The 22,926-nt window shown below is 65.7% G+C and carries 25 protein-coding genes; 13 read left to right on the top strand and 12 right to left on the bottom strand.

Annotated features, from left to right (window positions below):
* Positions 1-103: 103 nt before the first annotated feature.
* The 6 genes from BLQ74_RS12280 to mazG all read left to right on the top strand — a co-directional run bounded on the left by BLQ74_RS12280 (position 104) and on the right by mazG (position 7,722).
* Positions 104-811 carry a response regulator transcription factor gene (locus BLQ74_RS12280; RefSeq protein WP_090262838.1) on the top strand — a complete coding sequence of 236 codons (708 nt, stop codon included), beginning with the start codon at positions 104-106 and terminating at the stop codon, positions 809-811.
* 6 nt (positions 812-817) lie between these two features.
* Positions 818-2,197: a sensor histidine kinase gene (locus BLQ74_RS12275; RefSeq protein WP_090262837.1), complete on the top strand. Its 1,380-nt coding sequence runs from the start codon at positions 818-820 to the stop codon at positions 2,195-2,197.
* Positions 2,198-2,276: 79 nt separating this feature from the next.
* Positions 2,277-3,176: a cysteine synthase CysM gene (cysM, locus tag BLQ74_RS12270; RefSeq protein ID WP_090262836.1), complete on the top strand. Its 900-nt coding sequence runs from the start codon at positions 2,277-2,279 to the stop codon at positions 3,174-3,176.
* Positions 3,177-3,178: 2 nt separating this feature from the next.
* A complete protein-coding gene (gene rlmD, locus BLQ74_RS12265) occupies positions 3,179-4,543 on the top strand; it encodes a 23S rRNA (uracil(1939)-C(5))-methyltransferase RlmD (RefSeq protein ID WP_090262835.1) in 1,365 nt (454 codons plus the stop codon).
* A 94-nt stretch (positions 4,544-4,637) separates the two neighbouring features.
* Positions 4,638-6,896, top strand: coding sequence for a GTP diphosphokinase (gene relA, locus BLQ74_RS12260; RefSeq protein ID WP_090262834.1), 2,259 nt, complete (start codon positions 4,638-4,640; stop codon positions 6,894-6,896).
* The gene (mazG, locus tag BLQ74_RS12255; RefSeq protein ID WP_090262833.1) at positions 6,889-7,722 is read left to right on the top strand and encodes a nucleoside triphosphate pyrophosphohydrolase; all 834 of its coding nucleotides are present in this window, start codon (positions 6,889-6,891) and stop codon (positions 7,720-7,722) included. Before relA ends, mazG begins: the two co-directional genes overlap by 8 nt.
* A 44-nt stretch (positions 7,723-7,766) precedes the next feature.
* On the opposite strand, the gene BLQ74_RS12250 is transcribed toward mazG, so the two are convergent.
* The 3 genes from BLQ74_RS12250 to BLQ74_RS12240 form a co-directional block, all read right to left on the bottom strand.
* Positions 7,767-8,735, bottom strand: a complete 969-nt coding sequence (locus tag BLQ74_RS12250) for a sulfotransferase family protein (protein ID WP_090262832.1) — start codon at positions 8,733-8,735, stop codon at positions 7,767-7,769.
* Positions 8,723-9,526: an aspartyl/asparaginyl beta-hydroxylase domain-containing protein gene (locus tag BLQ74_RS12245; RefSeq protein WP_090262831.1), complete on the bottom strand. Its 804-nt coding sequence runs from the start codon at positions 9,524-9,526 to the stop codon at positions 8,723-8,725. The genes BLQ74_RS12250 and BLQ74_RS12245 overlap by 13 nt, the downstream gene beginning before the upstream one ends.
* A 127-nt stretch (positions 9,527-9,653) precedes the next feature.
* The gene (locus BLQ74_RS12240; protein ID WP_090262830.1) at positions 9,654-10,583 is read right to left on the bottom strand and encodes an aspartyl/asparaginyl beta-hydroxylase domain-containing protein; all 930 of its coding nucleotides are present in this window, start codon (positions 10,581-10,583) and stop codon (positions 9,654-9,656) included.
* 162 nt (positions 10,584-10,745) lie between these two features.
* Here BLQ74_RS12240 and BLQ74_RS12235 point away from each other — a divergent pair, with 162 nt between their 5' ends.
* The gene (locus BLQ74_RS12235; protein WP_090262829.1) at positions 10,746-11,285 is read left to right on the top strand and encodes a DUF2058 domain-containing protein; all 540 of its coding nucleotides are present in this window, start codon (positions 10,746-10,748) and stop codon (positions 11,283-11,285) included.
* A gap of 60 nt (positions 11,286-11,345) precedes the next feature.
* On the opposite strand, the gene BLQ74_RS12230 is transcribed toward BLQ74_RS12235, so the two are convergent.
* Genes BLQ74_RS12230 through purM form a run of 3 tightly spaced genes read right to left on the bottom strand, consistent with a single transcriptional unit; the run spans position 11,346 to position 13,784 of the window.
* Positions 11,346-12,062, bottom strand: coding sequence for a DUF3108 domain-containing protein (locus BLQ74_RS12230; protein WP_090262828.1), 717 nt, complete (start codon positions 12,060-12,062; stop codon positions 11,346-11,348).
* Entirely contained in the window at positions 12,055-12,723 is a 669-nt protein-coding gene (purN, locus tag BLQ74_RS12225) for a phosphoribosylglycinamide formyltransferase (RefSeq protein WP_090262827.1), read from the bottom strand. The genes BLQ74_RS12230 and purN overlap by 8 nt, the downstream gene beginning before the upstream one ends.
* Positions 12,723-13,784 carry a phosphoribosylformylglycinamidine cyclo-ligase gene (gene purM, locus BLQ74_RS12220; protein ID WP_090262826.1) on the bottom strand — a complete coding sequence of 354 codons (1,062 nt, stop codon included), beginning with the start codon at positions 13,782-13,784 and terminating at the stop codon, positions 12,723-12,725. The genes purN and purM overlap by 1 nt, the downstream gene beginning before the upstream one ends.
* A gap of 216 nt (positions 13,785-14,000) precedes the next feature.
* Between purM and BLQ74_RS12215 the strand changes: the two genes are divergently transcribed.
* Both BLQ74_RS12215 and hda read left to right on the top strand, forming a co-directional pair.
* A complete protein-coding gene (locus tag BLQ74_RS12215) occupies positions 14,001-15,038 on the top strand; it encodes a DUF2066 domain-containing protein (RefSeq protein ID WP_090262825.1) in 1,038 nt (345 codons plus the stop codon).
* 292 nt (positions 15,039-15,330) lie between these two features.
* Positions 15,331-16,038, top strand: a complete 708-nt coding sequence (gene hda / locus BLQ74_RS12210; protein WP_090262824.1) for a DnaA regulatory inactivator Hda — start codon at positions 15,331-15,333, stop codon at positions 16,036-16,038.
* 44 nt (positions 16,039-16,082) lie between these two features.
* On the opposite strand, the gene BLQ74_RS12205 is transcribed toward hda, so the two are convergent.
* From BLQ74_RS12205 to arsC, 3 genes are read right to left on the bottom strand one after another with little or no spacing between them, the layout of a single operon-like run.
* Positions 16,083-16,502, bottom strand: coding sequence for a DUF2069 domain-containing protein (locus BLQ74_RS12205; protein ID WP_090262823.1), 420 nt, complete (start codon positions 16,500-16,502; stop codon positions 16,083-16,085).
* A complete protein-coding gene (gene wrbA, locus BLQ74_RS12200) occupies positions 16,503-17,099 on the bottom strand; it encodes an NAD(P)H:quinone oxidoreductase (RefSeq protein WP_090262822.1) in 597 nt (198 codons plus the stop codon).
* A complete protein-coding gene (gene arsC, locus BLQ74_RS12195) occupies positions 17,096-17,449 on the bottom strand; it encodes an arsenate reductase (glutaredoxin) (protein ID WP_090262821.1) in 354 nt (117 codons plus the stop codon). The genes wrbA and arsC overlap by 4 nt, the downstream gene beginning before the upstream one ends.
* A 123-nt stretch (positions 17,450-17,572) precedes the next feature.
* On the opposite strand from arsC, the gene BLQ74_RS12190 reads away from it, so the two are divergent.
* Both BLQ74_RS12190 and BLQ74_RS28025 read left to right on the top strand, forming a co-directional pair.
* Positions 17,573-18,802: a YihY family inner membrane protein gene (locus tag BLQ74_RS12190; protein WP_090262820.1), complete on the top strand. Its 1,230-nt coding sequence runs from the start codon at positions 17,573-17,575 to the stop codon at positions 18,800-18,802.
* A gap of 159 nt (positions 18,803-18,961) precedes the next feature.
* Positions 18,962-19,162 carry a hypothetical protein gene (locus BLQ74_RS28025; protein ID WP_090262915.1) on the top strand — a complete coding sequence of 67 codons (201 nt, stop codon included), beginning with the start codon at positions 18,962-18,964 and terminating at the stop codon, positions 19,160-19,162.
* 3 nt (positions 19,163-19,165) lie between these two features.
* On the opposite strand, the gene BLQ74_RS12180 is transcribed toward BLQ74_RS28025, so the two are convergent.
* Together BLQ74_RS12180 and BLQ74_RS12175 are read right to left on the bottom strand one after the other, a co-directional pair.
* Positions 19,166-19,564: a hypothetical protein gene (locus tag BLQ74_RS12180; protein ID WP_090262819.1), complete on the bottom strand. Its 399-nt coding sequence runs from the start codon at positions 19,562-19,564 to the stop codon at positions 19,166-19,168.
* Positions 19,565-19,748: 184 nt separating this feature from the next.
* Entirely contained in the window at positions 19,749-21,152 is a 1,404-nt protein-coding gene (locus BLQ74_RS12175) for a PilZ domain-containing protein (RefSeq protein ID WP_090262818.1), read from the bottom strand.
* 33 nt (positions 21,153-21,185) lie between these two features.
* On the opposite strand from BLQ74_RS12175, the gene BLQ74_RS12170 reads away from it, so the two are divergent.
* Both BLQ74_RS12170 and BLQ74_RS12165 read left to right on the top strand, forming a co-directional pair.
* Positions 21,186-21,656 carry a TlpA disulfide reductase family protein gene (locus BLQ74_RS12170; RefSeq protein WP_090262817.1) on the top strand — a complete coding sequence of 157 codons (471 nt, stop codon included), beginning with the start codon at positions 21,186-21,188 and terminating at the stop codon, positions 21,654-21,656.
* Positions 21,656-21,931: an acylphosphatase gene (locus BLQ74_RS12165; protein WP_090262816.1), complete on the top strand. Its 276-nt coding sequence runs from the start codon at positions 21,656-21,658 to the stop codon at positions 21,929-21,931. Before BLQ74_RS12170 ends, BLQ74_RS12165 begins: the two co-directional genes overlap by 1 nt.
* Before the next feature lie 31 nt (positions 21,932-21,962).
* Here the strand turns inward: BLQ74_RS12165 and BLQ74_RS12160 are convergent, their stop codons facing one another.
* Positions 21,963-22,919 (bottom strand): hypothetical protein, encoded by a 957-nt coding sequence (locus tag BLQ74_RS12160; RefSeq protein WP_090262815.1) that lies wholly within the window; start codon positions 22,917-22,919, stop codon positions 21,963-21,965.
* Positions 22,920-22,926: the final 7 nt, after the last annotated feature.

Here is a 22,926-nt window from a genome sequence, read left to right as displayed (position 1 = left end):
GTTGGGCGATGGGAATCTCGGCCGTTGCCCGGCAGACGCCCTGGGTTGCCGGATGCGGCGCTATTCAGGAATACTTGGCGTTCGCTAATAACTCTTATTTCCTATGAGTCAGTTACTGCCCGCGTCTGTTCGCCTGCTCACCATCGAGGACGATCCCATTCTCGGTGCCCATCTGTCCGGCCATTTGCGTGAGCGCGGCTTTGCCGTGACCTGGTGCCGGGATGGCCACGAAGGGCTCGAACAGGCGCTGCGCGAGCCCTTCGATCTGGTCCTGCTGGACGTCATGCTGCCCAGCTGCGATGGCCTCGAGGCGCTACGTCGGTTGCGCCGCGAACAGCCCGTGCCGGTGATCCTGATGTCGGCGCTGGGCGCCGAGCAGGATCGCATCAGCGGATTTTCCCAGGGCGCCGATGACTACCTGCCCAAGCCGTTCAGCCTGGCCGAGCTGAATGTGCGCATCGACGCCATCCTGCGCCGCGTCGCCCTGGAGCGCGGCAGCCTGCGAGCGAACGCCGACCTCGGCGACCTGCGCCTGGACGAGGCCGCCAGCGAAATGCACCTCGACGGGCGGGTCGCCAGCCTCACCGCCACGGAGTACCGGCTGCTGGAAACCTTCCTTGCGCATGCCGACGAAACCCTCAGCAAAGCCTTCCTTTATCAACAGGTGCTGCACCGTGGCTACACCGCCCATGATCGCAGCCTGGACATGCACGTCAGCCACTTGCGCCGCAAACTGCAGGCCATCGGTTATCTCCGTCATCAGCTGCGCGCGGTCTGGGGCCGGGGCTATGTCTTCGCTTCCGCGGACTAGCCGCTGATGGGCCTGCCGCCGCCGGGGCGCTGTTCATTGTTCTGGCGCCTCGCCATACCGGTGGTGGCGCTCTGCCTGGCGCTGATCTGGCTCTCCTGGGTCTGGGGACGGCAGCTCGAACGCGAGGGGCAATTTCTCTCCCGCGAGGCGCGCGAGGTGCTGACGGCTTATGCGCGGGAGCTGGAGCAGAACTGGCGCGCCTCGGGCGCGGCCGGCGTGGATGCCTGGCTCGCGGCCATGCGTGCCCGCGAAGACACCTGGCTGGCGGCGGTCGACGGTCGCTTGCAGGCCCTCGGCAGCCAGCCCTTGAGCCAGGAGGAGGCGAGTCGCCTGACCTTCCTGCGCGGCCTGGACTGGCCAGTCAGCGAGCGCAGCCGGCAACTGCCGTATATCGGCATTCCCTTTCCGACGCATCCCGCCGAGGGGCGCCTGGTCCTGCAATTGCCGGAGCGCTTCAAGCCGGCCGGCATTTCCATGCTGCATCGCCTGCTGAGCCATGGTCTGGTGCCGGGTGCACTGGCCTTGCTGCTGTGCATGCTGCTCTACCGGCAGTTGATCCATCCGCTGGCCTGCATGCGCGAGCGGGCCAGCACGCTCTGTGCGGAGGATCTGGAGTCCATCGCCGCTTGCGAAGTCGGCCCGCGGCGCGACGACCAGGGGGCGTTGGCGCGGGCTTTCGACCCTACGGGCGCGCGCCTCACTGGCCATGTGGCCTTCCAGCGGCAATTGCTGCGCGATCTTTCCCATGAACTGCGCACGCCGCTCAGCCGCTTGCGCGTGGCGGCGGAAGGTCCGCTGCCGGAGGGCGCGTTGCGGTCACGCCTGGAGCGCGAGGTCGAGGTCATGCAGCGACTGCTGCAGCACACCCTGGAGCTGGCCTGGATGGACACCGAGCAGCCACCCGTGGTGCTGGAAGACATCGCCGTGCGGCCGCTCTGGGAGCTATTGGTGGAGGATGCCTGTTTCGAATCCGGCTGGGACGCCTCGCGCTTCCAGTGCGAGTTGCCGGCGGACTGTCTCGTGCATGGCCAGCTCAATGGGCTGGCCCAGGCCCTGGAGAATCTGCTGCGCAACGCCATCCGCCATTCCCCGCCAGACGGCTGCATCCGCCTGCGCGGAGAGCGCCAGGGCGAGCGCTGGCTGCTGTGCCTGGAGGATCAGGGGAGCGGGGTGGCGGAGGCGGACCTGGAACGGATCTTCCGGCCCTTCACCCGGCTTTCCAGCGCGCGCAGCGGCGAAGGCTTCGGCCTCGGCCTGAGTATCGCCCGTGGCGCCATTCGCCTGCAGGGCGGCGAACTCTGGGCCGAGCCCGGCAATCCCGGCTTGCGCCTGTGTCTGCGCTTGCCCTGCGGAGGCCGCGGAACGGCCCCGGTTACGACTGGTTAGGAACTTTCTTATGGTGCGCCGCGTTTGCCGCTATCATAGGAGGCCTTTCCCACCGTCGTACCGGATTCCGAGTAGCTCCATGACCGTGCAGTACCCGACTATCGCCGAGTGTGTCGGCAACACTCCGCTGGTGCGCTTGCAGCGCCTGCCCGGGGATACCTCCAATACCCTGCTGGTAAAGCTTGAGGGCAACAACCCCGCGGGCTCCGTGAAGGACCGCCCAGCGCTGTCGATGATCACCCGCGCCGAGCTGCGCGGCGACATTCATCCCGGCGATACCTTGATCGAGGCGACCTCCGGCAACACCGGCATCGCCCTGGCCATGGCGGCGGCGATCAAGGGCTACCGGATGATCCTGATCATGCCGGACAACTCCACCGCCGAACGCAAGGCCGCCATGACCGCCTATGGCGCCGAGCTGATTCTGGTGAGCAAGGAGCAGGGCATGGAAGGTGCCCGCGACCTCGCCGACCAGATGCAGCGCGACGGCAAGGGCAAGGTCCTCGACCAGTTCGCCAATGGCGATAACCCGATTGCCCACTACGCCAGTACCGGCCCGGAAATCTGGCGTCAGACCGGTGGCGAAATCACCCATTTCATCAGCTCCATGGGCACCACCGGCACCATCATGGGCGTGTCGCGCTACCTCAAGGAGCAGAACCCGGCGGTGCAGATCGTCGGTCTGCAGCCCATGGAAGGTTCGGCCATTCCCGGTATCCGCCGCTGGCCCCAGGAATACCTGCCGAAGATCTTCGACGCCAGCCGCGTCGACCGCATCGTGGACATGCAGCAGAGCGAGGCCGAGGACGTGATGCGTCGTCTGGCCCGCGAAGAAGGCATTTTCTGCGGCGTGTCCTCCGGTGGCGCGGTGGCCGCCATGCTGCGCCTGTCCCGCGAGGTCGAGAACGCCGTGATGGTGGCGATCATCTGCGACCGTGGCGACCGCTACCTGTCCTCTGGCGTGTATGACCCGCGCTGACCATGGCTAAGCAAAGAACCGGGCTGCGTTTCCAGCCCAGCGGTGGCGCGCGCGCCAGCGGCGTGCCGGTGGGCAAGAAGCAGCGCCTGCAGATCGAGCGCCTGGCCCATGACGGCCGTGGCATCGCTCACCTCGACGGGCGTACCTGGTTCGTCTCCGGCGCCTTGCCGGGCGAGAGCGTCGAGGCCCGTGTGCTGGCGGCGCGCAGCCAGGTGGTGGACGCTCGCGCGGAGCGCATTCTCGATGCGGCCGAGCTGCGCCGCCAGGCCCCCTGCGCGGTGGCTGGGCAGTGTGGCGGCTGCACCCTGCAGCACCTGCCCCACAGCGAACAATTGGCGCTCAAGCAGCGCACCTTGGCCGAGCAACTGCAACGATTCGGCGACATCGCCCCGCAGCAGTGGGCGGCGCCGCTGGCCGGCCCCGAATTCGGCTACCGTCGTCGCGCACGTATCGCCGTGCGCTGGGAGCACAAGGCGCGGCGTCTGGACGTGGGTTTCCGCGCCGCTGCCAGCCAAGCGATCGTCGCCTTCGACGACTGCCTGGTATTGGTGCCGCCGCTGCAGGCCCTGGCCCGCGCCTTGCCCGATTTGCTGCGAGGGTTTGCCCGGCCGCAGGCCATCGGCCATGTCGAGCTGTTCCACGGCACCGCCAGCGCCATGCTGCTGCGACATACCGAACCCCTGGCCGACGTCGATCTCGAACGCCTTCGCGGCTTCTGTTCGGCACGGGATGTGCAGTTGTGGTTGCAGGGCGACGGTGAACCGACGCCTGCCGATGGCAATGGGCACCTGGGCTACCGCCTGGATGCCTGGGACTTGACCCTGGCCTACCGGCCCGGCGATTTCGTCCAGGTCAACGAACCGGTCAACGCCGCCATGGTCGAGCAGGCGCTCGATTGGCTGGCTCCCGGTCCGAGCGAACGGGTGCTAGACCTGTTCTGTGGCCTGGGCAATTTCGCCCTGCCGCTGGCCCGCCGCGCCGCCGAAGTGGTGGGCGTGGAGGGCGTGCAGAGCATGGTCGCGCGCGCCGCGGCCAATGCCCGGGCCAATGGCCTGGAGAATGCCGTGTTCCACCAGGCCGACCTGGCACAACCGTTGAACGCGGCGCCCTGGTTCGCCAAGGGCGCGGCACAAGGATTCAGCGCCGTACTGCTCGACCCGCCGCGTGACGGCGCTTTCGAAGCGGTACGCAGCATGCGCGCGCTGGGCGCCGAGCGGGTACTCTATGTGTCCTGCAACCCGGCGACCCTGGCGCGCGACGCTGGCGAACTGGCCCGACAGGGCTATCGCCTGAAGCGTGCCGGAATCCTCGACATGTTCCCGCAGACGGCACATGTGGAGGCGATGGCGTTGTTCGAGGCGGACTAGGACTGTCCGCGCAATCCGACCGGCCCGTGCAAGACCAGAAAGGCCGGCGCTGTGAGCGGTGCGCTATGGCACACCGTGGGGAAGGGTAGACACGATGGTACAGGTGAGAGCGCACCAGCCGGTCAACACCGACGGCAGCATCAACCTCGAGGCCTGGCTGGACCATGTCCAGACCCTGGTCCCGGTCCTGGATCGCAAGGTCCTGCTGGAGGCCTGCGAGTTCGCCCGCGAGGCCGAGCACAAGGCGGTCAGCAAGGCTGACAACTCCTGGGCGGAAGGCACCTCGAGCTTCCAGACCGGCCTCGAGATCGCCGAGATTCTCGCTGACCTCAAGCTCGACCAGGAGTCCCTGGTCGCCGCGGTCATCTACCGTGGCGTGCGCGAGGGCAAGATCAAGCTGGAAGACGTCCAGCAACGCTTCGGCTCGGTGGTGGCCAAGCTGATCGAAGGCGTGCTGCGCATGGCGGCGATCAGCGCCAGCCTCAACCCGCGGCAATCCATGGTGCTCGGCACCCAGGCGCAGGTCGAGAACCTGCGCAAGATGCTGGTGGCCATGGTCGACGACGTGCGCGTGGCGCTGATCAAGCTGGCCGAGCGTACCTGTGCCATCCGCGCGGTGAAGAACGCCGACGAGGAGAAGCGTCACCGCGTCGCCCGCGAAGTCTTCGACATCTATGCACCCTTGGCCCACCGCCTGGGCATCGGTCACATCAAGTGGGAGCTGGAGGACCTGTCCTTCCGCTACCTGGAGCCCGAGCAGTACAAGCAGATCGCCAAGCTGCTGCACGAGCGGCGCCTGGATCGCGAGCAGTACATCGCCACCGTGATGGGCCAGCTCAAGGAGGCCCTGGCCGCCACCGGCATCAAGGCCGACCTCAGCGGCCGCGCCAAGCACATCTACTCGATCTGGCGGAAGATGCAGCGCAAGGGCCTGGACTTCAGCCAGATCTACGACGTCCGCGCGGTGCGCGTGCTGGTTCCGGAAATGCGCGACTGCTATACCGCGCTGGGGATCGTGCACACCCTCTGGCGGCACATTCCCAAGGAATTCGACGACTACATCGCCAACCCCAAGGAAAACGGCTACCGCTCGCTGCACACCGCGGTGATCGGACCCGAGGGCAAGGTGCTGGAGGTGCAGATCCGCACCCACGCCATGCACGAAGAGGCCGAGCTGGGCGTCTGCGCGCACTGGCGCTACAAGGGCACCGACGTCAAATCCGGCTCCAACCATTACGAAGAGAAAATCTCCTGGCTGCGCCAGGTTCTCGAATGGCATGAGGAACTGGGCGATATCGGCGGCTTGGCCGAGCAGCTGCGCGTCGATATCGAGCCGGACCGGGTCTACGTCTTCACCCCCGACGGCCACGCCATCGACCTGCCCAAGGGCGCCACGCCGCTGGACTTCGCCTACCGCGTGCACACCGAGGTCGGGCACAACTGCCGCGGCGCCAAGATCAACGGCCGCATCGTGCCGCTGAACTACAGCCTGCAGACCGGCGAGCAGGTGGAGATCATCACCGGCAAGCACAGCGGTCCGAGCCGTGACTGGCTGAACCAGAACCTCGGCTACGTCACCACCTCGCGGGCGCGGGCGAAGATCGTCCACTGGTTCAAGCTGCAGGCGCGCGACCAGAACGTCGCGGCCGGCAAGACCATGCTCGAACGCGAGCTGGCGCGCCTGGCCTTGCCCTCGGTGGACTTCGAGAAACTGGCGGAGAAAGCCAACTACAAGACCGCCGAGGACATGTTCGCCGCCCTCGGCGCCGGCGACCTGCGCCAGGCCCATGTGGTGGGCTACGCGCAGCAACTGGTCGAGCCGGAACGCGGCAACGAGCAGTTGGAACTCATCCCGCGCAAGCCGAGCAAGGTCGGCCAAGGCCGTCGTGGCGACATCCAGATCCAGGGCGTGGGCAACCTGCTGACGCAGATGGCCGGCTGCTGCCAGCCGTTGCCGGGCGATCCGATCGTCGGCTACATCACCCTCGGCCGTGGCGTCACCATCCACCGCCAGGACTGCGCCACCGCGCTGCAACTGGCTGGCCGCGAGCCGGAGCGGATCATCCAGGTCAGCTGGGGGCCGGTACCGGTGCAGACCTACCCGGTGGACATCGCCATCCGCGCCTACGACCGCTCCGGTCTGCTGCGCGACGTGTCCCAGGTGCTGCTCAACGAGCGCATCAACGTGCTCGCGGTGAACACCCGGTCGAACAAGGACGACAACACCGCGACCATGCGCCTGACCATTGAAATCCCTGGCCTGGAGTCCCTGGGCCGGCTGCTGGCGCGCATCTCGCAACTGCCCAACATCATCGAGGCGCGGCGCGACCGCGCGGGTGGCAAGGATGTATAAGCTCGACGATCTGCTGCACCTGATGGCCCGGCTGCGCGACCCGCGGCACGGCTGCCCGTGGGATCTCAAGCAGAGCTATGCGAGCATCGTCCCTTACACCTTGGAAGAGGCCTACGAAGTCGCCGATGCCATCGAGCGCGGCGATTTCGGCCACCTTCGCGAGGAACTCGGCGACCTGCTGTTCCAGGTGGTCTATTACAGCCAGTTGGCGCAGGAGGAGCAGCGCTTCGCCTTCGCCGAGGTGGTCGATGGCATCACCGCCAAGCTGATCCGCCGTCATCCCCACGTGTTCCCCGACGGCGACCTGTACGGCGCGCCGGACCCGGCGAAGCTGGAAGAAGCCGCGGTCAAGCAGCGCTGGGAAGAACTCAAGGCGGAAGAGCGCGCGGCCAAGGCCGCCGAGCCGGTGCAACTGTCGCTATTGGACGATGTGCCGACCGCGCTGCCGGCGCTCAGTCGCGCGGCCAAGCTGCAGAAGCGCGCGGCGCAGGTCGGCTTCGACTGGCCGGAAGCCCTGCCGGTGGTGGATAAGCTGCGTGAGGAGCTGGACGAAGTCCTCGAAGCCATGGCCGACGGCGACGCCGAGGCCCAGGCGGAGGAAGTCGGCGACCTGCTGTTCGTGGTGGTCAATCTCGCGCGGCACTTGAAGGTCGATCCAGAAACCGCGTTGCGTGCGGCCAATACCAAGTTCGAACGGCGTTTCCGTTATATCGAAGGCGCCCTTCGAGACCAGGGTCGCAAGGCCGAAGAGTGCAGCCTGGACGAGCTGGACGCGCTCTGGGGGGAGGCCAAGCGCGAAGAGAAGAACCCGCTGGGCTGCGGCTGAAGCCGAAGAGACCAGGCAAAAAGGGGCGACATATCGCCCCTTTTTCATTGCCCGCTCAGGCGCAGGCGCTCCAAGGCCAGATAGGGCGCGCGGGCCCAGCGCTCGACCTGTTCGCGACTGGCGGCGTCGAGGCTGGCGCGCTTGCTTTCACCATCCGGGCGAAACGCCATGCCCGCGTGCTTGCTGTCGAAGCCGGCGCTGTCGCGCAGGCGTGGCAGGTCGGCAGCCGATATCCCCAGCACATCGGCCAGGCGGCCCCAGCAGGCGCCCGGCAGCTCGTTGTAGTTGAGCGGAATGCCGCCCAGGCGACGGCATTCCTCCAGGCCTCGCTGAAGGATTGCGCCGGTGCAGCGGGCGACATAACTGGCACGGCTCTCGCCCGCCGCGTCGCCCAGCCATTGGTCCAGCCCGGATGGGCCGATCAATCCGGGCACCATGTGCCGGCCGGGCTGGCGCAGGTGCGAGGCGACGATTTCCAGCGGTTCGCGGTAGACGAACAGCCAGGGTGTCTGTGGATAGATCGCCCGTAGCCATTCGGCCTCGAAGATGTTCCAGGCATCCAGCTTGATCACCAGCGCCTGCTCGCCGCGCCGCGGCTGGCCGTAGGCACTGAGCAGCGCGGCCAGCCAGTCGCGCTGTTGCGCCGCGCTGGCGCTGCTGAGCCGCTGGGCGCGCAGCAGGCTATCGAGCGGCGGTGGCTCGGACAGCACCAGATGGCTGTCGAGGCTGGCGAGCATCTGTGCCAGCAGGGTCGAGCCGCAGCGCGAGGCATGCTGAATGAACGCGCGTGGCGCCAGGCCGGGGCTGCTGCGTTGCCAGTCGAGCAGGGCGGCTATCGGCGTTTCGCGGCGCAGGGCCTGATTGACCGGCAGGCGCAGGGCGTTCTGCACGCTGTCCTGAAAGAAAGCTTCACGCAGGGGCCGGTCGGCGAACCAGCACCAGTCGATGCGCCAGTCGTCGTCTTGGTGCCAGGCGCGGATCGGTAGCCATTGCCGCAGGTTCAGGCCTTCCATTGGGTGCTCCAGCTATTGCGGCCCGCGCGCATGGCGCTGCGTACATCATCCAGGCTGAAGTCGAGGCCCAGCTCTGCGCCAAGGCGTACTGCCTCCTCGGCGAACGCCTGCGCATCGCTGTGCCTGGCGAGGCGGGCGAACAACTGCGGGTCGGCGTGTGCCCGCGCACGGAAGTCGGCGAAGGCCCGGGTGGAACGGGCCGGGGTCACCGTCGGGGTATCGGCCAGGCCGGCGGCGATCTGTTCGCGCAGCCAGGCGTTGCGGGCTACATCGAGGACCAGATGGATGCGCGCTCGCTCGCTGCGGTTGTCCACGCGATGCGGGCGTGACAGGTCGAGGAACCAGAACTCTCCGGGCTGCATGGGGATCGCCTGGCCGTCGAGAACGAACTCCACCGCCGGATGAGTGAGGATCGGGATATGCAGGCGTACGTCGCCCTGTGGGTCGCCCAGGTCCGGGTCGCGATGCTCGCGGATGCAGGCGCCGGGGCCCAGGCGCAGCAAGCGCGCGCTGCTGATCGGGCTGGCGATCGACGCCAGCAGCGCGGGCCAGAACGGCGTATGCCAGCGGCTGGGGATGCTCGGGCGGACACTCTGCCCCTGGGCGGGAACCAGTGCGCCATGGGCCTCGGCCGGGCCGAGCAGGCTGACGCCACTCCAGTCGCCGTCGTAGAAGCTGCCGTTGAAATGCGCCGACCAGGCCTCCGTGGGCAGCTCGTTCAGCGCCGCCAGCAGGGGCTCGATGGCGAAGCGTTGGGGCAGGCGGGCATAGGCGGGCAGAGCTTCGGACATGGCGCGGACTCGGCGGGTGGCCGCATCCGTTGTCGGCCAGTCGGCGGATTCTACGCAAGCGCGGCCAGGCTGAGTATTGGCCGCGAAGAGAAGCGGCGCGCGGGGACTGGCCCGCGCGCCGCCTGGATCAGAAGATCCAGCGGATCAGCAATACCAGCAGGGCCACGGCGACGATCGGCCGGCCGATGCGGTAAGCCTTGGGATAGCGGCGTTTGAACTTCTTCACCTGGCCGCCGACGGCATTGCCGATGCGGATCAGTACCGAGTAGGCCTGGTTGATCCCACCGACCCGTTCGCCTTCGACGTTCTGCGGTGCGGTGGCGCGGCCGAGGAAGGCGCTGACCCGGCGATTGATGCGGGTCAGCAGCGAGGACTTCAACGGGCGCTCGATGTCGCAGAACAGGATCAGGCGCGATTCGTCGGTTTCGTTCTTCACCCAGTGCACATAGGTCTCGTCGAACATCACGTCCTGGCCGTCGCGCCAGGCGTAGGGCTGGCCATCGACGAAAATGCGGCAATTCTCGGAGTTCGGCGTGGCCAGGCCCAGGTGATAGCGCAGCGAACCGGCATAGGGGTCGCGGTGCTTGTTCAGGTGGCTGTTCGGCGGCAGGCGGGTGAACATCGCGCCCTTGACGTTGGGAATCTTGCTGACCAGTTCGACGGTCTTCGGGCAGAGTTTCTGCGCGGAGGGCAGGGGGCCGTCGTACCAGGTCAGGTAGAAACGCGTCCAGCCCTTCTTGAAGAAGGAGCCGAAGCCGGCTTCGTTGTTGTTCAGGGCATCGCGGATATAGCCCTCGTCGAACAGCTTCATGGCTTCGTCGCGGATGGTTTCCCAGTTGCTGCGCAACTCGTCCAGCTCCGGGAAGCGCTCGCGGTCCAGGTAGGGCTTGGAGGGCACTTCGGAGTTCAGGTACATCAGCGAGTTGTAGGGGGCGAACCAGGCGGAATGGTTGACCACCTGGCGCAGGAACGGCAGGCGCACGCGGCCACGCAGATGAACGAAGAGGATGCTGACGAGGAATACGGCAAGGATCGCGAGAACGATGAACTTGATCATAGGTGTGGCGAGTCCGCCCTGAATGGATGAAATACCGCCGGACACTTGCGCTATGCCGGCACAGGCCCGAGGATTATACCCTCAGCGTGCGCCGCCGCTGAATGTTCCGCCGTGGAAGAATTGCCCTGCGTCAATTGCGGGCTACCGGAGAGTCATTAGCGAATGAGCATGTCATTGCGTGACCAGCTGCTGAAAGCCGGGCTGGTCAACGAGAAACAGGCCAAACAGGCCACCAAGCAGAAGCAGAAACAGCAGCGTCTGGAGCACAAGGGCCAGGTCGAGAAGGACGACAGCCAGCGCCAGGCGGCCTTGCAGGCGCAGGCCGAGAAGCTGGCGCGCGACCAGGAGCTGAACCGTCAGCAGCAGGAAAAGGCCGAGAAAAAGGCCAAGGCCGCGCAGATCAAGCAGTTGATCGAAGGTACGCGCCTGCCCAAGCTCGATGGCGACGATTACTACAACTTCGTCGATGCCAAGAAGGTTAAGCGTATCCCGGTGAACAACCTGATCCGCGATAAGCTCAGCCGTGGCAGCCTGGCCATCGTCAGCTACGACGGGCGTTACGAGATCGTCCCGCGGGATGCCGCATTGCGCATTCAGGAGCGCGACGAGCGCCGCGTGGTGCTGCTCAACGAGTCCAGCGGCGAGCCGGACGAGGACGATCCGTACAAGGATTACGTGGTGCCCGACGACCTCATGTGGTGAGGTGGCGGTGCAAAGAAAAAGCCGGGCGGATGCCCGGCTTTTTCATGTCGTGGGGTCGGCTCAGGAACCTTTCACCGCTTTGCCGTCGACCGTGCCTTCCTTGAGCATGATCTGGTACTCCTTGCCGTCGGTTTCCTGCTGATACAGGCGCACCAGCAGGTAGTCCCAATCCTTGGCGAACCAGAGGATGGTCTTGCGGTTGCTCTTGGTGGGATCACGCACGCGCTCGACCTTGATCGCATCGATCTGGCCGGCCTGGGTCTTGACCTTTTCCTCGCCGAGCACGCGGAAGTCGTAGGTGTCGGTATCGGTTCCCTCGATCACCTGGTAGCTCATGCTCTTCTTGCCGACGGCGACGTCATGCTGCAGCGCGAGCTGGTAGGTGGACTTGTCGAGTTGGCCACGGTTCAGCGGTTGGCGAACCTGGTCGCCACGGTCGGTGCCGAGCACCTGCTTCTGCGCCCAGTCGAAGTCCAGTTCGGTGGACTTGTTCTTGCCCAGCCCCTCGCGGGACCAATGGTAGGTCTGCGGCAGGAAGGTGTCGCCTTCGAGTTTGAAGGTGCTGTTTTCCTTGAGGCTGGCGAGCAGCATCGAGGCCTGGAAGTCGAGTTCCCAGCGGCCGCCGTCGCCCTGTTTCAGGCTGCGGGAGGCAGTGCCGCTGAGGGGCATCTGTTTCCAGTCGGCGGTGTAGCTGGCCTCGAACGGCTTGAGCTGGAACGAGCCAGCGTAGGCCGGCAGAGTCAGCAGGGCCATGAGGAACAGCAGGGCTCTACGCATCACGAATCTCCTTGGTACGGAACGGATAGCCGGTAGCCGGCAGCGCCTGGCCATCCAGCATGGCGCCGTGTTCGCCCAGACGCAAACGGCCTTCGGCGAACCAACGCATGGCCAGCGGGTAGATCAGGTGTTCCTGAGCATGCACCCGCGCGGCCAGCGTTTCCGGCGTGTCCTCCGACTCTACCGGGATTGCCGCCTGTACGACCAGAGGGCCGCCATCAAGTTCCTCGGTGACGAAGTGCACGCTGCAGCCATGCTCGGCGTCGCCGCCCTCCAGCGCACGCTGATGGGTATGCAGGCCCTTGTACTTGGGCAGCAGGGACGGATGGATGTTCAGCAGGCGGCCATGGTAGTGGCGGACGAAGCCCGGGCTGAGGATACGCATGAAGCCGGCGAGGATCACCAGGTCCGGCGCGAAGGCGTCGATACGGCGAATCAGTTCGGCGTCGAAGCGCTCGCGGTCGGCGAAGCCTTTGTGGTCGAGGACTTCGGTAGCGATGCCGGCATTGCGTGCCCGTTGCAGGCCGTAGGCCTCCGCGCGGTTGGAAATCACCGCGCGGATCGCCGCCGGCGAAGTGCCGTCGGCGAGGCTGTCGATCAGTGCTTGCAGGTTGCTGCCGGAGCCGGAAATCAGCACCACGACATTGCAAGGACGGGACATCAGTGGCCTTTCAGGTTGTTCAGTACCACGCGCTCGGCATCCGCGGCGCAGCTGTCGATGCGGCCGATCACCCAGGGTTGTTCGCCAGCGTCACGCAGCGCCTTGAGCGAGGCGTCGACCTGTTCCTGGGCGACGCAGATGACCATGCCGACGCCGCAGTTGAGGACGCGGTGCATCTCGGTCTCGTCGACGTTGCCTTTTTCCTGCAGCCAGTCGAACACCGCCGGACGCTTCCAGCTCGCCACGTCGATCACTGCCTGGGCGTTGTCCGGCAGCACGCGCGGGATGTTGTCGAGCAGGCCGCCGCCGGTGATGTGGGCCATGGCCTTGACCGCGCCGGTCTGCTTGATCAGTTGCAGCAGCGGCTTGACATAGATGCGCGTCGGCGCCATCAGCAGGTCTGCCAGGGGCTTGCCGTCGAGCTGGGTGTTTTCGATGTCGGCGCCGGCGACTTCGATGATCTTGCGGATCAGCGAGTAGCCGTTGGAGTGCGGGCCGGAGGAGGGCAGGGCGATCAGTGCGTCGCCGGCGAGCACCTTGGAGCCATCGATGATTTCGGCTTTTTCCACCACGCCGACGCAGAAGCCGGCCAGGTCATAGTCCTCGCCCTCGTACATGCCGGGCATTTCGGCGGTTTCGCCGCCGACCAGGGAGCAGCCGGCCAGTTCGCAGCCGGCGCCGATGCCGGTCACCACGGTGGCGGCGACGTCGACATTCAGCTTGCCGGTGGCGTAGTAGTCGAGGAAGAACAGCGGCTCGGCGCCACAGACCACTAGGTCGTTGACGCACATGGCGACCAGGTCCTGGCCGATGCTGTCGTGTTTGTTCAGGTTCAGCGCCAGGCGCAGTTTGGTGCCGACGCCGTCGGTACCGGATACCAGCACCGGCTGCTTGTAGCCGGCCGGGATTTCGCAGAGCGCGCCGAAACCGCCCAGGCCGCCCATCACCTCCGGACGCGCGGTGCGCTTGGCGACGCCTTTGATGCGTTCCACCAGGGCTTCGCCGGCGTCGATGTCCACACCGGCGTCCTTGTAGCTCAACGAGGGTTGCTTGCTGCTCATAAATCCAGGCCTGTAGATAGGGAGTGATTCGTCTGCCGGCCGCCGCGCGGATGGCGCGGCCCGGCTGCGCGGGAGGCGCGGGATTTTATCAGGCTTGCCCGGCAGCGGCCATCTCGCGCTGTTGCCGCTGGCCGGGCGGCTGTTTAAGGTATAGGCCTTCCGGAGGGTCTCGCCATGTGCCGGGCCCGTCCTCCTTCCGTTCGTCGAGAGCCTGTCATGCGACTTATCGCCCGTCTGTTGATCCTCTGCCTGTCGTTGCTCAGCCTGCCGTCCTTCGCCGCGACGCAGGGCAACCTCTACCAGGTTCACGAGCCGGTCGCCTCGCAAACGCCGGACGAGCGGAGCGCAGGCCTGACCCGCGCCCTGCAGACCCTGGTGTTGCGCCTGACCGGCGATCCCAAGTCGACCCAGAGCAGTGCCCTGGCCGGTTACTTCAAGGACCCGCAGCAACTGATCAGCCAGTATGGCTACGAGAACGGTCCGCCGCTGGCGCTGGTGGTGGATTTCGATCCGGCATCGGTGGATAAGGCGCTGCGCCAGGCCGGCCTGCCGGTCTGGGGCGCCAGCCGCCCGACGCTGGTGGCCTGGTGGCTGAATCAGAGCAGCCAGGGCAGCACCCTGGTGGGCGACAACCAGGACAGCGCCGCACCGCTCAATCGCGCCGCGCAGCGCCGTGGCTTGCCGCTGCGCCTGCCGCTGGCGGACCTTAGCGAACAAGGCGTGGGCACCGTGCAGAACATCACCGCCGCGCAACCCGACGCACTGCGCGCTGCCTCCGAGCGTTATTCCGCCGATGGCCTGCTGGCTGTCGCCGCCAAGGAAGACGCCGGCAAATGGCAGGCACAATGGCGCCTGTGGCTCGGCGACCGCAGCGAGCAGGGGCAGGCTCAAGGCGACAATCCCGATGCCCTGGCCGACGCGGTGATGCTGGCTGTCAGTGAGCGCCTGGCGACGCGTTTCGTCGCGACTCCAGGCGCTTCCAGTGCGCTGACCCTGCAGGTGCAGGGTGCGACCCTCGAGCGTTACGCCGAACTGCAACGCCTGCTTGAGCCGATGAACGCCAAATTGCTGATGGCGCGGGGCGATACCCTGGTCTACCGCGTCAATGCCAATCCCGACCAATTGCGCGCACAGCTGGCTCTGGCGCATCTGCAGGAAGCACCGGCGTCCGACGCCGCGCAACCGGTGGATGCCAATGCCCAGCCCGCGGTATCGCAGCCGGCCAACCGCAACGTGCTGAATTTCCGCTGGTGATGAGCTGTCGGCGCGTCCTCGGCGCAGCACGCAAGGCCGATTGAAATATTGCCTTCGCGGTAGCTGGAGGCCGCGCCGCCAGGCGCCTGCGCGGGTGCGGCTGTCCAGTTGGCGACGTCACATCGCGGATCATGAGCGGGCTTCGGGTGGGCGGCGCGTCGGATTCGCAGTATGCTGCGCCTCCGGCGCGCGCCCCGGGTGACCCCGATGCTGCGCCATCTTGATGATTTGGTTACACTTTTGATCCGTACGGCTTCACAGTAAGCGACTTCGACGAAAAGCCCCGCCCGGCATGAAACAACCAATGCAGCTTCCCCTTGGCATTCGCCTGCGTGACGATGCCACGTTCGCCAACTACTACCCCGGCGCCAATGCCGCGGCGCTCGGCTATGTCGAGCGTTTGTGCGACGCGGAAGCCGGCTGGGCGGAAAGCCTGATCTACCTCTGGGGTGTCGAAGGCGTTGGCCGCAGCCACCTGTTGCAAGCGGCCTGCTTGCGCTTCGAGCAGTACGGCGAGTCGTCGGTGTATCTGCCGATGGCCGATCTGGTGCAGTACGGCCCGGCGATCTTCGACGATCTCGAGCAGCTCGAACTGGTCTGCCTTGATGACCTGGAAGCCCTGGCCGGGCTGCCGGAGTGGGAAGAGGCGCTGTTCCACCTGTTCAACCGACTGCGCGATGCCGGTCGTCGTCTCTTGCTGGCAGCCTCGATGCCGCCGCGGGAATTGCCGGTCAAGCTGCCCGACCTGAAGTCGCGCCTGACGCTATCGCTGATCTTCCAGTTGCATCCGCTGACCGACGAGGAAAAACTGCGCGCCTTGCAATTGCGTGCCTCGCGCCGCGGCTTGCACCTGACCGACGAGGTCGGGCGCTTCATCCTCACCCGCGGTGCGCGCAGCATGGAGTTCCTCTTCGACCTGCTGGACGAACTGGACAAGGCCTCGCTGCAGGCGCAGCGCAAGCTGACCATTCCCTTCCTCAAGGAAACCCTCGGCTGGTGAGCGTCCCCGGCGCCGTCAGGTGCCGGGGGCGAGCCATGCTCCGATCAGTCTTCGCCGGCCAGTTTGCGGTCGTACTGGAAGCGCCAGCGCGTATAGAGCAACGCCGAGCAGAACAGGCTGACGCTGAGCAGCAGTTCGGCCCAGCCGTAGATGCGCTGGTTCGGCTCGAAGGCATTGAGTACGCCGAGAATGAAGTACAGGTTGACTACGTAGCAGGCCCAGGCATGGCCGCGCGCGCTGCCGATCAACAGGCCGGGGGCGATGATCGCCAAGGGTAGCAGCTTGACGCCGAGGATCAGCCACGGCACCCAGTTCGCCGCGCCGCGTGAGTCCGCGAAGAGCAGATCCCAGATCGCAATCAGCAGCACCAGGGCGAGGAAGCTGCCGAGGCACACTGCGCGGCTGGCGGCCATACGTGGCTTGAGCCGCTCCAGGGAAGGCAGGGGTTTCTTCTTGCGGGCCATTCAGCGCTCCAGTTTTCCGGCGACTTCCGCAAGGCGTTTGCCCAGCGCGCGACACAGGGTGATCTCATGTTCGTCGAGGCTGCGCTTGCCGTCGGCACCGGCGAAATGGCTGGCGCCATAGGGCGTTCCGCCGCCTCGGGTTTCCAGCAGCGCTGGTTCGCTGTAGGGCAGGCCGGTGACCAGCATGCCGTGGTGCAGGAGCGGCAGCAGCATGGACAGCAGGGTGGTTTCCTGGCCGCCGTGGAGGCTGGCGGTGGAGGTGAACACCGCCGCCGGCTTGCCGACCAGGCCGCCGGTCAGCCACAGGCTGCTGGTGCCGTCGAGGAAATACTTCAGCGGTGCGGCCATGTTGCCGAAGCGTGTCGGGCTGCCGAGAGCCAGGCCGGCGCAGTCCTTGAGGTCGTCGAGGCTGGCATAGGGCGCGCCCTCGGTGGGGATGTCGGGCGCCACCGCTTCGCATTCCGTGGAGACCGCCGGTACCGTGCGCAGGCGCGCCTCCATGCCGCCTTGTTCGATGCCGCGGGCGATCTGCCGGGCCATCTCGGCGGTGGCGCCGTGGCGGCTGTAATACAGCACCAGGATGTAGGCAGTGCTCAAGGCAGGATCTCCAGGACTTTCTCCGGCGGCCGGCCGATCACCGCCTTGTCGCCGACCACCAGGATGGGCCGTTCGATCAGCTTGGGATGCTCGACCATGGCGCGGATCAGCGCGTCTTCGCTCAGTTCAGGGTTGTCCAGGCCGAGGGTCTTGTATTCCTCTTCGCCGCTGCGCAGCAGTTGCCGGGCGCTGATTCCCAGTTTGCCGAGCAACGCTTTGAGTTCGGCGGCGCTGGGCGGGGTTTCCAGGTAGCGGACGATCTCCGGCGCCAGGCCGCGTGCTTCCAGCAGTTCGAGAGCGCCACGGGATTTCGAGCAGCGCGGGTTGTGGAAAAGTGTCAGTTGGCTCATATCCAGGGGCTCGCTGGGCCGTTAAAGTGGCGGCTATTCTAACCGCCTCCTCCGGGTTGGCTGAACCGCTCTCGCTCGGCGGGTATCGCAGGGACGGAGGTTACGCGACATCAAGGACTCAGCATGCACGAGCGTCTTCAGGGCCTGATCGAATTCTGGCGTTACCTGATCCATCGTTTCCGCGCCGACAAGGCCTCCGGTCACGCCGCCGCCCTGACCTACACCACGCTGTTCGCCGTGGTTCCGATGATGACCGTGAGCTTCGCCATGCTGTCGGCTATTCCTGCCTTCGAGGGCATGGGCGAGCGCATCCAGTTGTTCGTCTTCCACAACTTCGTGCCCTCGACGGGGGAGGCGGTGGAGGCCTATCTGCGCAATTTCATCGTCCAGGCGCGGCACCTGACCTGGCTCGGCGTGGCCTTCCTGGCCGTGACCGCATTCAGCATGCTGGTGACCATCGAGCGGGTGTTCAACGAGATCTGGCGGGTACGCAAGCCGCGCCGTGGGGTCACCCGCTTTCTGCTTTACTGGGCGATTCTCAGCCTGGGGCCTTTGTTGCTCGGCACCGGATTCGCGGTTTCCACGTACATCACCTCGCTGGCGTTGCTCTCCGGTCCCCATGCCCTGCCGGGCGCCGGCGCGGTGCTGAAGTTCATGCCGCTGCTGTTCAGCGTGGCGGCGTTCACCTTGATCTATTCGGCGGTGCCCAATGCCCGGGTTCCACCACGTCACGCCCTGGTCGGAGGTGCCTTCACGGCGATCCTGTTCGAGGCGGCGAAGTCGCTGTTCGGCCTGTATGTCGGTCTGTTCCCCGGCTACAAACTGATCTATGGCGCCTTCGCCACCGTGCCGCTGTTCCTGCTGTGGATCTACCTGTCCTGGCTGATTGTGCTGTTCGGCGCCGAGTTGGTGTGCAACCTGTCCTCCACCCGTCTCTGGCGCCGCAAGGCGATGCCCCGCTTGCTGGTGCTGCTCGGCGTGCTGCGGGTCATGTACGAACGCCAGCGCAAGGGAGAAGCGACCCGCCTGGTGCATCTGCACAGTGCCGGCTGGCTGCTGCCTGAGGATGAATGGGAGGAGCTCCTGGCGTTCCTCGAACGAGAGCAGATGGTTTGCCGCTCCGGCGCCAGCGACGAGGCCTGGGTGCTCTGCCGCGATCTGGGCAGCTACAGCCTGCATCGGCTGCTCAATCGCTGTCCCTGGCCACTGCCATGCCCGGATAGCCTGCCTGCGACGCTGGATGAGGTGTGGTATGCGCCCTTGCGGGAAGCGCTGCTGCGTTATCAAGCCGAGCGCGAGGTGCTCTTCGGTGCCAGCCTGGCGGAATGGTTGAAGCCGTCACATTTCGAGTGACGTAAATGGTCAGTTTGCGGCGAAACGTATAGCCGGCGAAGCGCAGTGCACGGTGGAGTCCAGGCGTTTTCAGGGGCTGGCCGATTGGCACGCTTCTGGCTAAAGGGGAACTCAAGGACATCGACGTCCAATTGAAGTTCCATGGGGCCTCGCATCTACATGAACAAAGACCAGAAGAAAGTCGTACACCTGCATCAGCGTGACCCCCTGAACGCCCTGGAGCGGTTGAATAGAATCACCGGCCTGCAGTTCAGCAGTTGGCCCGAGTCGCTGATTCCCTGCGTGGATCAGGAAGAGGAGACGCGGCGCCAGGCTCAGCCTGAGCAGGGTCAGGATGAGGGCTGCCGTCAGCTCGGCTGAAACTCAAGGGATAAGGCTGCTGGCCAGCGTCCGGCTGTCCGTGACCTGTTCCACGGCCTGGACGAAGATTTCTTCCACTGTGAACCGCGACAGGCCGACGGCGGTTCGCATCCTGACCTGCATTTCCTCGATCTTCTGCCGGTAAGGCAGTCGGGCAATGCCCGAGAGCAGTACCTTGCCGTGGGCGTTCAGCGTGCCGTGGTCGATGAGCACCTCACGCTGTTGTCCCCCATCGCGATAGCTGGCCAGCAGGGTCACCGGTAAATCGGCCATTCCCGGCGCATGCAGCCAGGCGGCGATGTTGTAGTCGCAGATGCGCCCACCGTTGGCGGCGCTGGCCGGTCTGGCATTGGCGACGATGTGCGCGGGCACCTTGCTGACGATCTGATCCGTGGCGGGCATCTGGCATTTCCATGTCGAGAGTTCTGGCTGGCGTTCGTTGCGCCGGCTCTTCTGTCGCGGTCTTCCCCTGCGCAGGGCTTACGCAAGGCGCACTCCGCGCGCCCGGGCATTATAGGAAGGGGTGGGCGGGCTAAAACGTGCGTTTTACCGATCTTGACTGTGATATCTGTCCCAATTCACCGCATCAGGGCAACCGCAACGGATGGCGGCTGACCAGCGGGGTGCTCAGGTTGGCCGAGGGCAGCGGCAGGATGGTCTGGTTGTCGAAGCTGGCCAGTTGCAGCCAGAGATTCTCGCCTTCGACGAAATGCCCTTGCGGCAGCCAGATACCGTGGTACCAGCCATTGCCAGGCTCGGGAGTGCTCTGCAGGACCGCCGGGTGACGCTGGGCGTCAGGCGTGCGGCGCAACCACACCGGCCTTGGCAGGCCTTTCAGGTAGCGCAGGCCCAGGTGCAGGCCATCGCTGTTGATATGCCGCCAGCGCACGATGGCCAGCGTGGGAGTGCCCTGGTTGCCGAGAATCAGCAGCAGTTGGCCGATGGGCAGGTTCTGCGCCTGGGTGTTGCGACAGATGATGCGTGCGCCCCCTGGGCTGGTGTCGGCGAGCGTCGCCTCGCAGGCGCTCGGCCCAGTGACCAGTAGGTGGGCCTGGATGGCGGGCAGCCCGATGATCAGTTGGCAACTGCCGTTCTGTTCGGCGCGCTGGTGGCGTCGTTGCTGGTGACCGAGCCAGTGTGGCCTTACCCGCTCCAGCAGCAGGGCTTCTTCGACGCCGCGCAGGGGCGCTGGGTCGTGCAGGGCGATCAGCAGGGCGCCGAGTTCAAGGCGGCGCAACTGTTCGGCGGATGCTTCGCTCTTCTGCTCGTAGCCCAGGCAAGGTTGCTCTTCGCCAAGGTCGACCACATAGCCTTCCTGCTCCTCGTCATCCCAGGCTTGTAGCCGGGCAAGGCCGGCCAGGGGGGCGAGGGCGCTGAACAGGCGGGGCGTTTCCCCTTCGGCGAGGTGGAAGGGGTTGCTCAAGGCCAGTAGCAGCGACTGCTGGTAGAGGCCGCGCAGCGTGCCGGCAGGCGTGGGTTCGAAGGCGGCGGCGATGGGTTCGTCGAGGCAGCCCTGATGCTCGCCGATCCAGTACAGCAGGTGACTGTCGCGCCAGAGCGAGCCCGGCGGTTGCTGGTATTGCTGGTAATGCCGCAACAGCGCCTGGGCGAGGAAGTGCTCGGCCATGTACAGGCACCAGGCCAGGTGCGGTCGCGAGGGTTTGTGACCGTTGATGATTTGCAGCAACAAACGCTTGAAGCCGGCGGCCAGCTCGCTGCAAAAGTGCACGAAGAGCGCCGGTGGGGCCTTTGCGCCACGGATCAGATGGGCATAGTGGCGGTATTCTTCGACCAGGCTTTGCAGGGCGCGTTGCCTTTCCAGTAAGGTCAGGGCGCAACGGTTGAGCCTGAAGAGGACGCCCACGCAGTGTTGCAGGCCTTCGTTCAGTGGCAGCCGACGGGCTTCGGCCAGTCCCGCGGCCAGGTTGCTCGACGCTTCGGCACTCTCTTCGAGAATGTCCGGCACCTCAAGGCGCAGGGCATCCAGCATTACAACCACCCCGCATACACGAGGATTGAAGGCATGGGAGTGCGGCTCCGTATCATAAGTGGATTTTTCGTCGGCCTGATCCTGGCTGGCTGTTCGGCGGATTACGGCGTTGATCAGTATGGACGAAAAGTACCGGCTGCAAGCCTGGATGGCCAGTGGCTAGTCATCAATTACTGGGCTGATTGGTGCGCACCCTGCCGCAAAGAGGTTCCCGAGTTCAATCGCCTGTCCAAGGACAGCGAAGGCAAGGGGGTGCGGGTACTCGGGGTTAACTATGACGGACTGCGTGACGCCGAGCTGGCGAGTGCCGCCCATGGGCTGGATATCCAGTACCTGGTGCTGGCGGATGATCCGGCGCAGCGCTTCGAGCTGCCGCGCAGCGACGTATTGCCGGTAACCTTTATCGTCGATGCTCAAGGTCGATTGCGTGAGCGCCTGGTGGGTGAACAGACCGCCAGCGGCGTCCAGGCACGTCTCTTGGCACTGCAGGAGGAGAAGCGCTGATGGCGAGAATCTGTTTGCACGGTTACGTCAGCGGCCGTGTTCAGGGGGTGTACTACCGCCAGAGTACCCAGCAGCAGGCCGAACGGTTGGGTATCGATGGCTGGGTGCGCAACCTGGCGGACGGGCGGGTGGAGGTGTTGCTCGAGGGCGATGAGGCAGTGGTGCGCGAGCTGCAGGTTTGGCTGCATGAGGGACCGCCGGATGCCGAGGTGACGACGGTGGAGCTGCAACTGATGCCGGCCCAGTGCATCACAGGGTTCATCGTCAGGCGCTGACGAGCGGGGCCTGAGCGCCTGGCGCCAGTTCCTACTGGTTGGCGCCAGGGTCCGCAGCCAGTCGGCCGGCGTCGGTCAGCAGGCTGTGGATAAACTCTTTCTGTAGTTCCGGATCGTTGCGGGTCAGCTCGATCAGGCCTTGCTCCAACTCGCTGGCTTCTTCTTCCAGGCCGAGATCGGAAAGGCGTTTGACCCGATGCACCCAGTGCTGCACGTCTTCGCCTTCCAGGTCGTCATAGATCAACTGGTGCGCCTCGCGCAGCTTGCCACGCAGGCTCGGGCTGACCAGCAGGCTGGCGTCGCCGCGGGCCTTGTCCTGCGGGTCCTGCACGCTCAATTGCAGACGGCCGATGCGGCTGATCTCTTCATCCTTGAACGGGCTGTCCAGCAGGTTCAGGCGCAGGATGCCATGGCGGTCCGTCAGCAGTTCCTGAGTGTCCTTGCCGACGCTGATCGCCACCGGGCGCTCAGACCAGGGCAGGCTGGAGTACTCGGTGTGCTTGTTGCTCTGTTTTTCATCGATGCCAGAGAGATTCTGTTCGGCGCGACCGTTGGACTGCACGTTCATGAACGGGTTGATGCCGTCGATGCCGTAGCCGATCCAGCCATGGGTGACGCTTTCCGGCAGGTTGCCCAGGGCGAACACGTTCACTACGTTGGCGCCCACCCCAGCGACGATGGCGACCGCTCCCAAGGGAACTTCATAGAGTTCGCGCCACGCCTGGTAAGGCGTGTAGCGGTCATAGCGACGGGTGACTTCGATCTCGGTGACTTCGAAGGTCTTCTGCTCCTGAACCCGGACGCGCCGCTGTGGCAGTTGCAGGACGCCGGGTTCGCCGACGTCGATCTGCAGGCTATGGTCCAGCAGCTTCCGTTCGACGCGCTCTTCGTGCTCGCTACGCTGGGACATCTGATTGGCGCAGCCGCTCAGCACAAGGCTGCCGCATAGCGCGGCAGCCTTGAGGCGGGTGGTGCTTCGGGGGGACATCGTTGTG

This window comes from Pseudomonas panipatensis (genome assembly GCF_900099785.1).
Classification (GTDB): Bacteria; Pseudomonadota; Gammaproteobacteria; order Pseudomonadales; family Pseudomonadaceae; genus Pseudomonas; species Pseudomonas panipatensis.
Note: the sequence above shows the minus strand (reverse complement) of the source record. Positions and strands in the feature narration are given on the sequence as shown.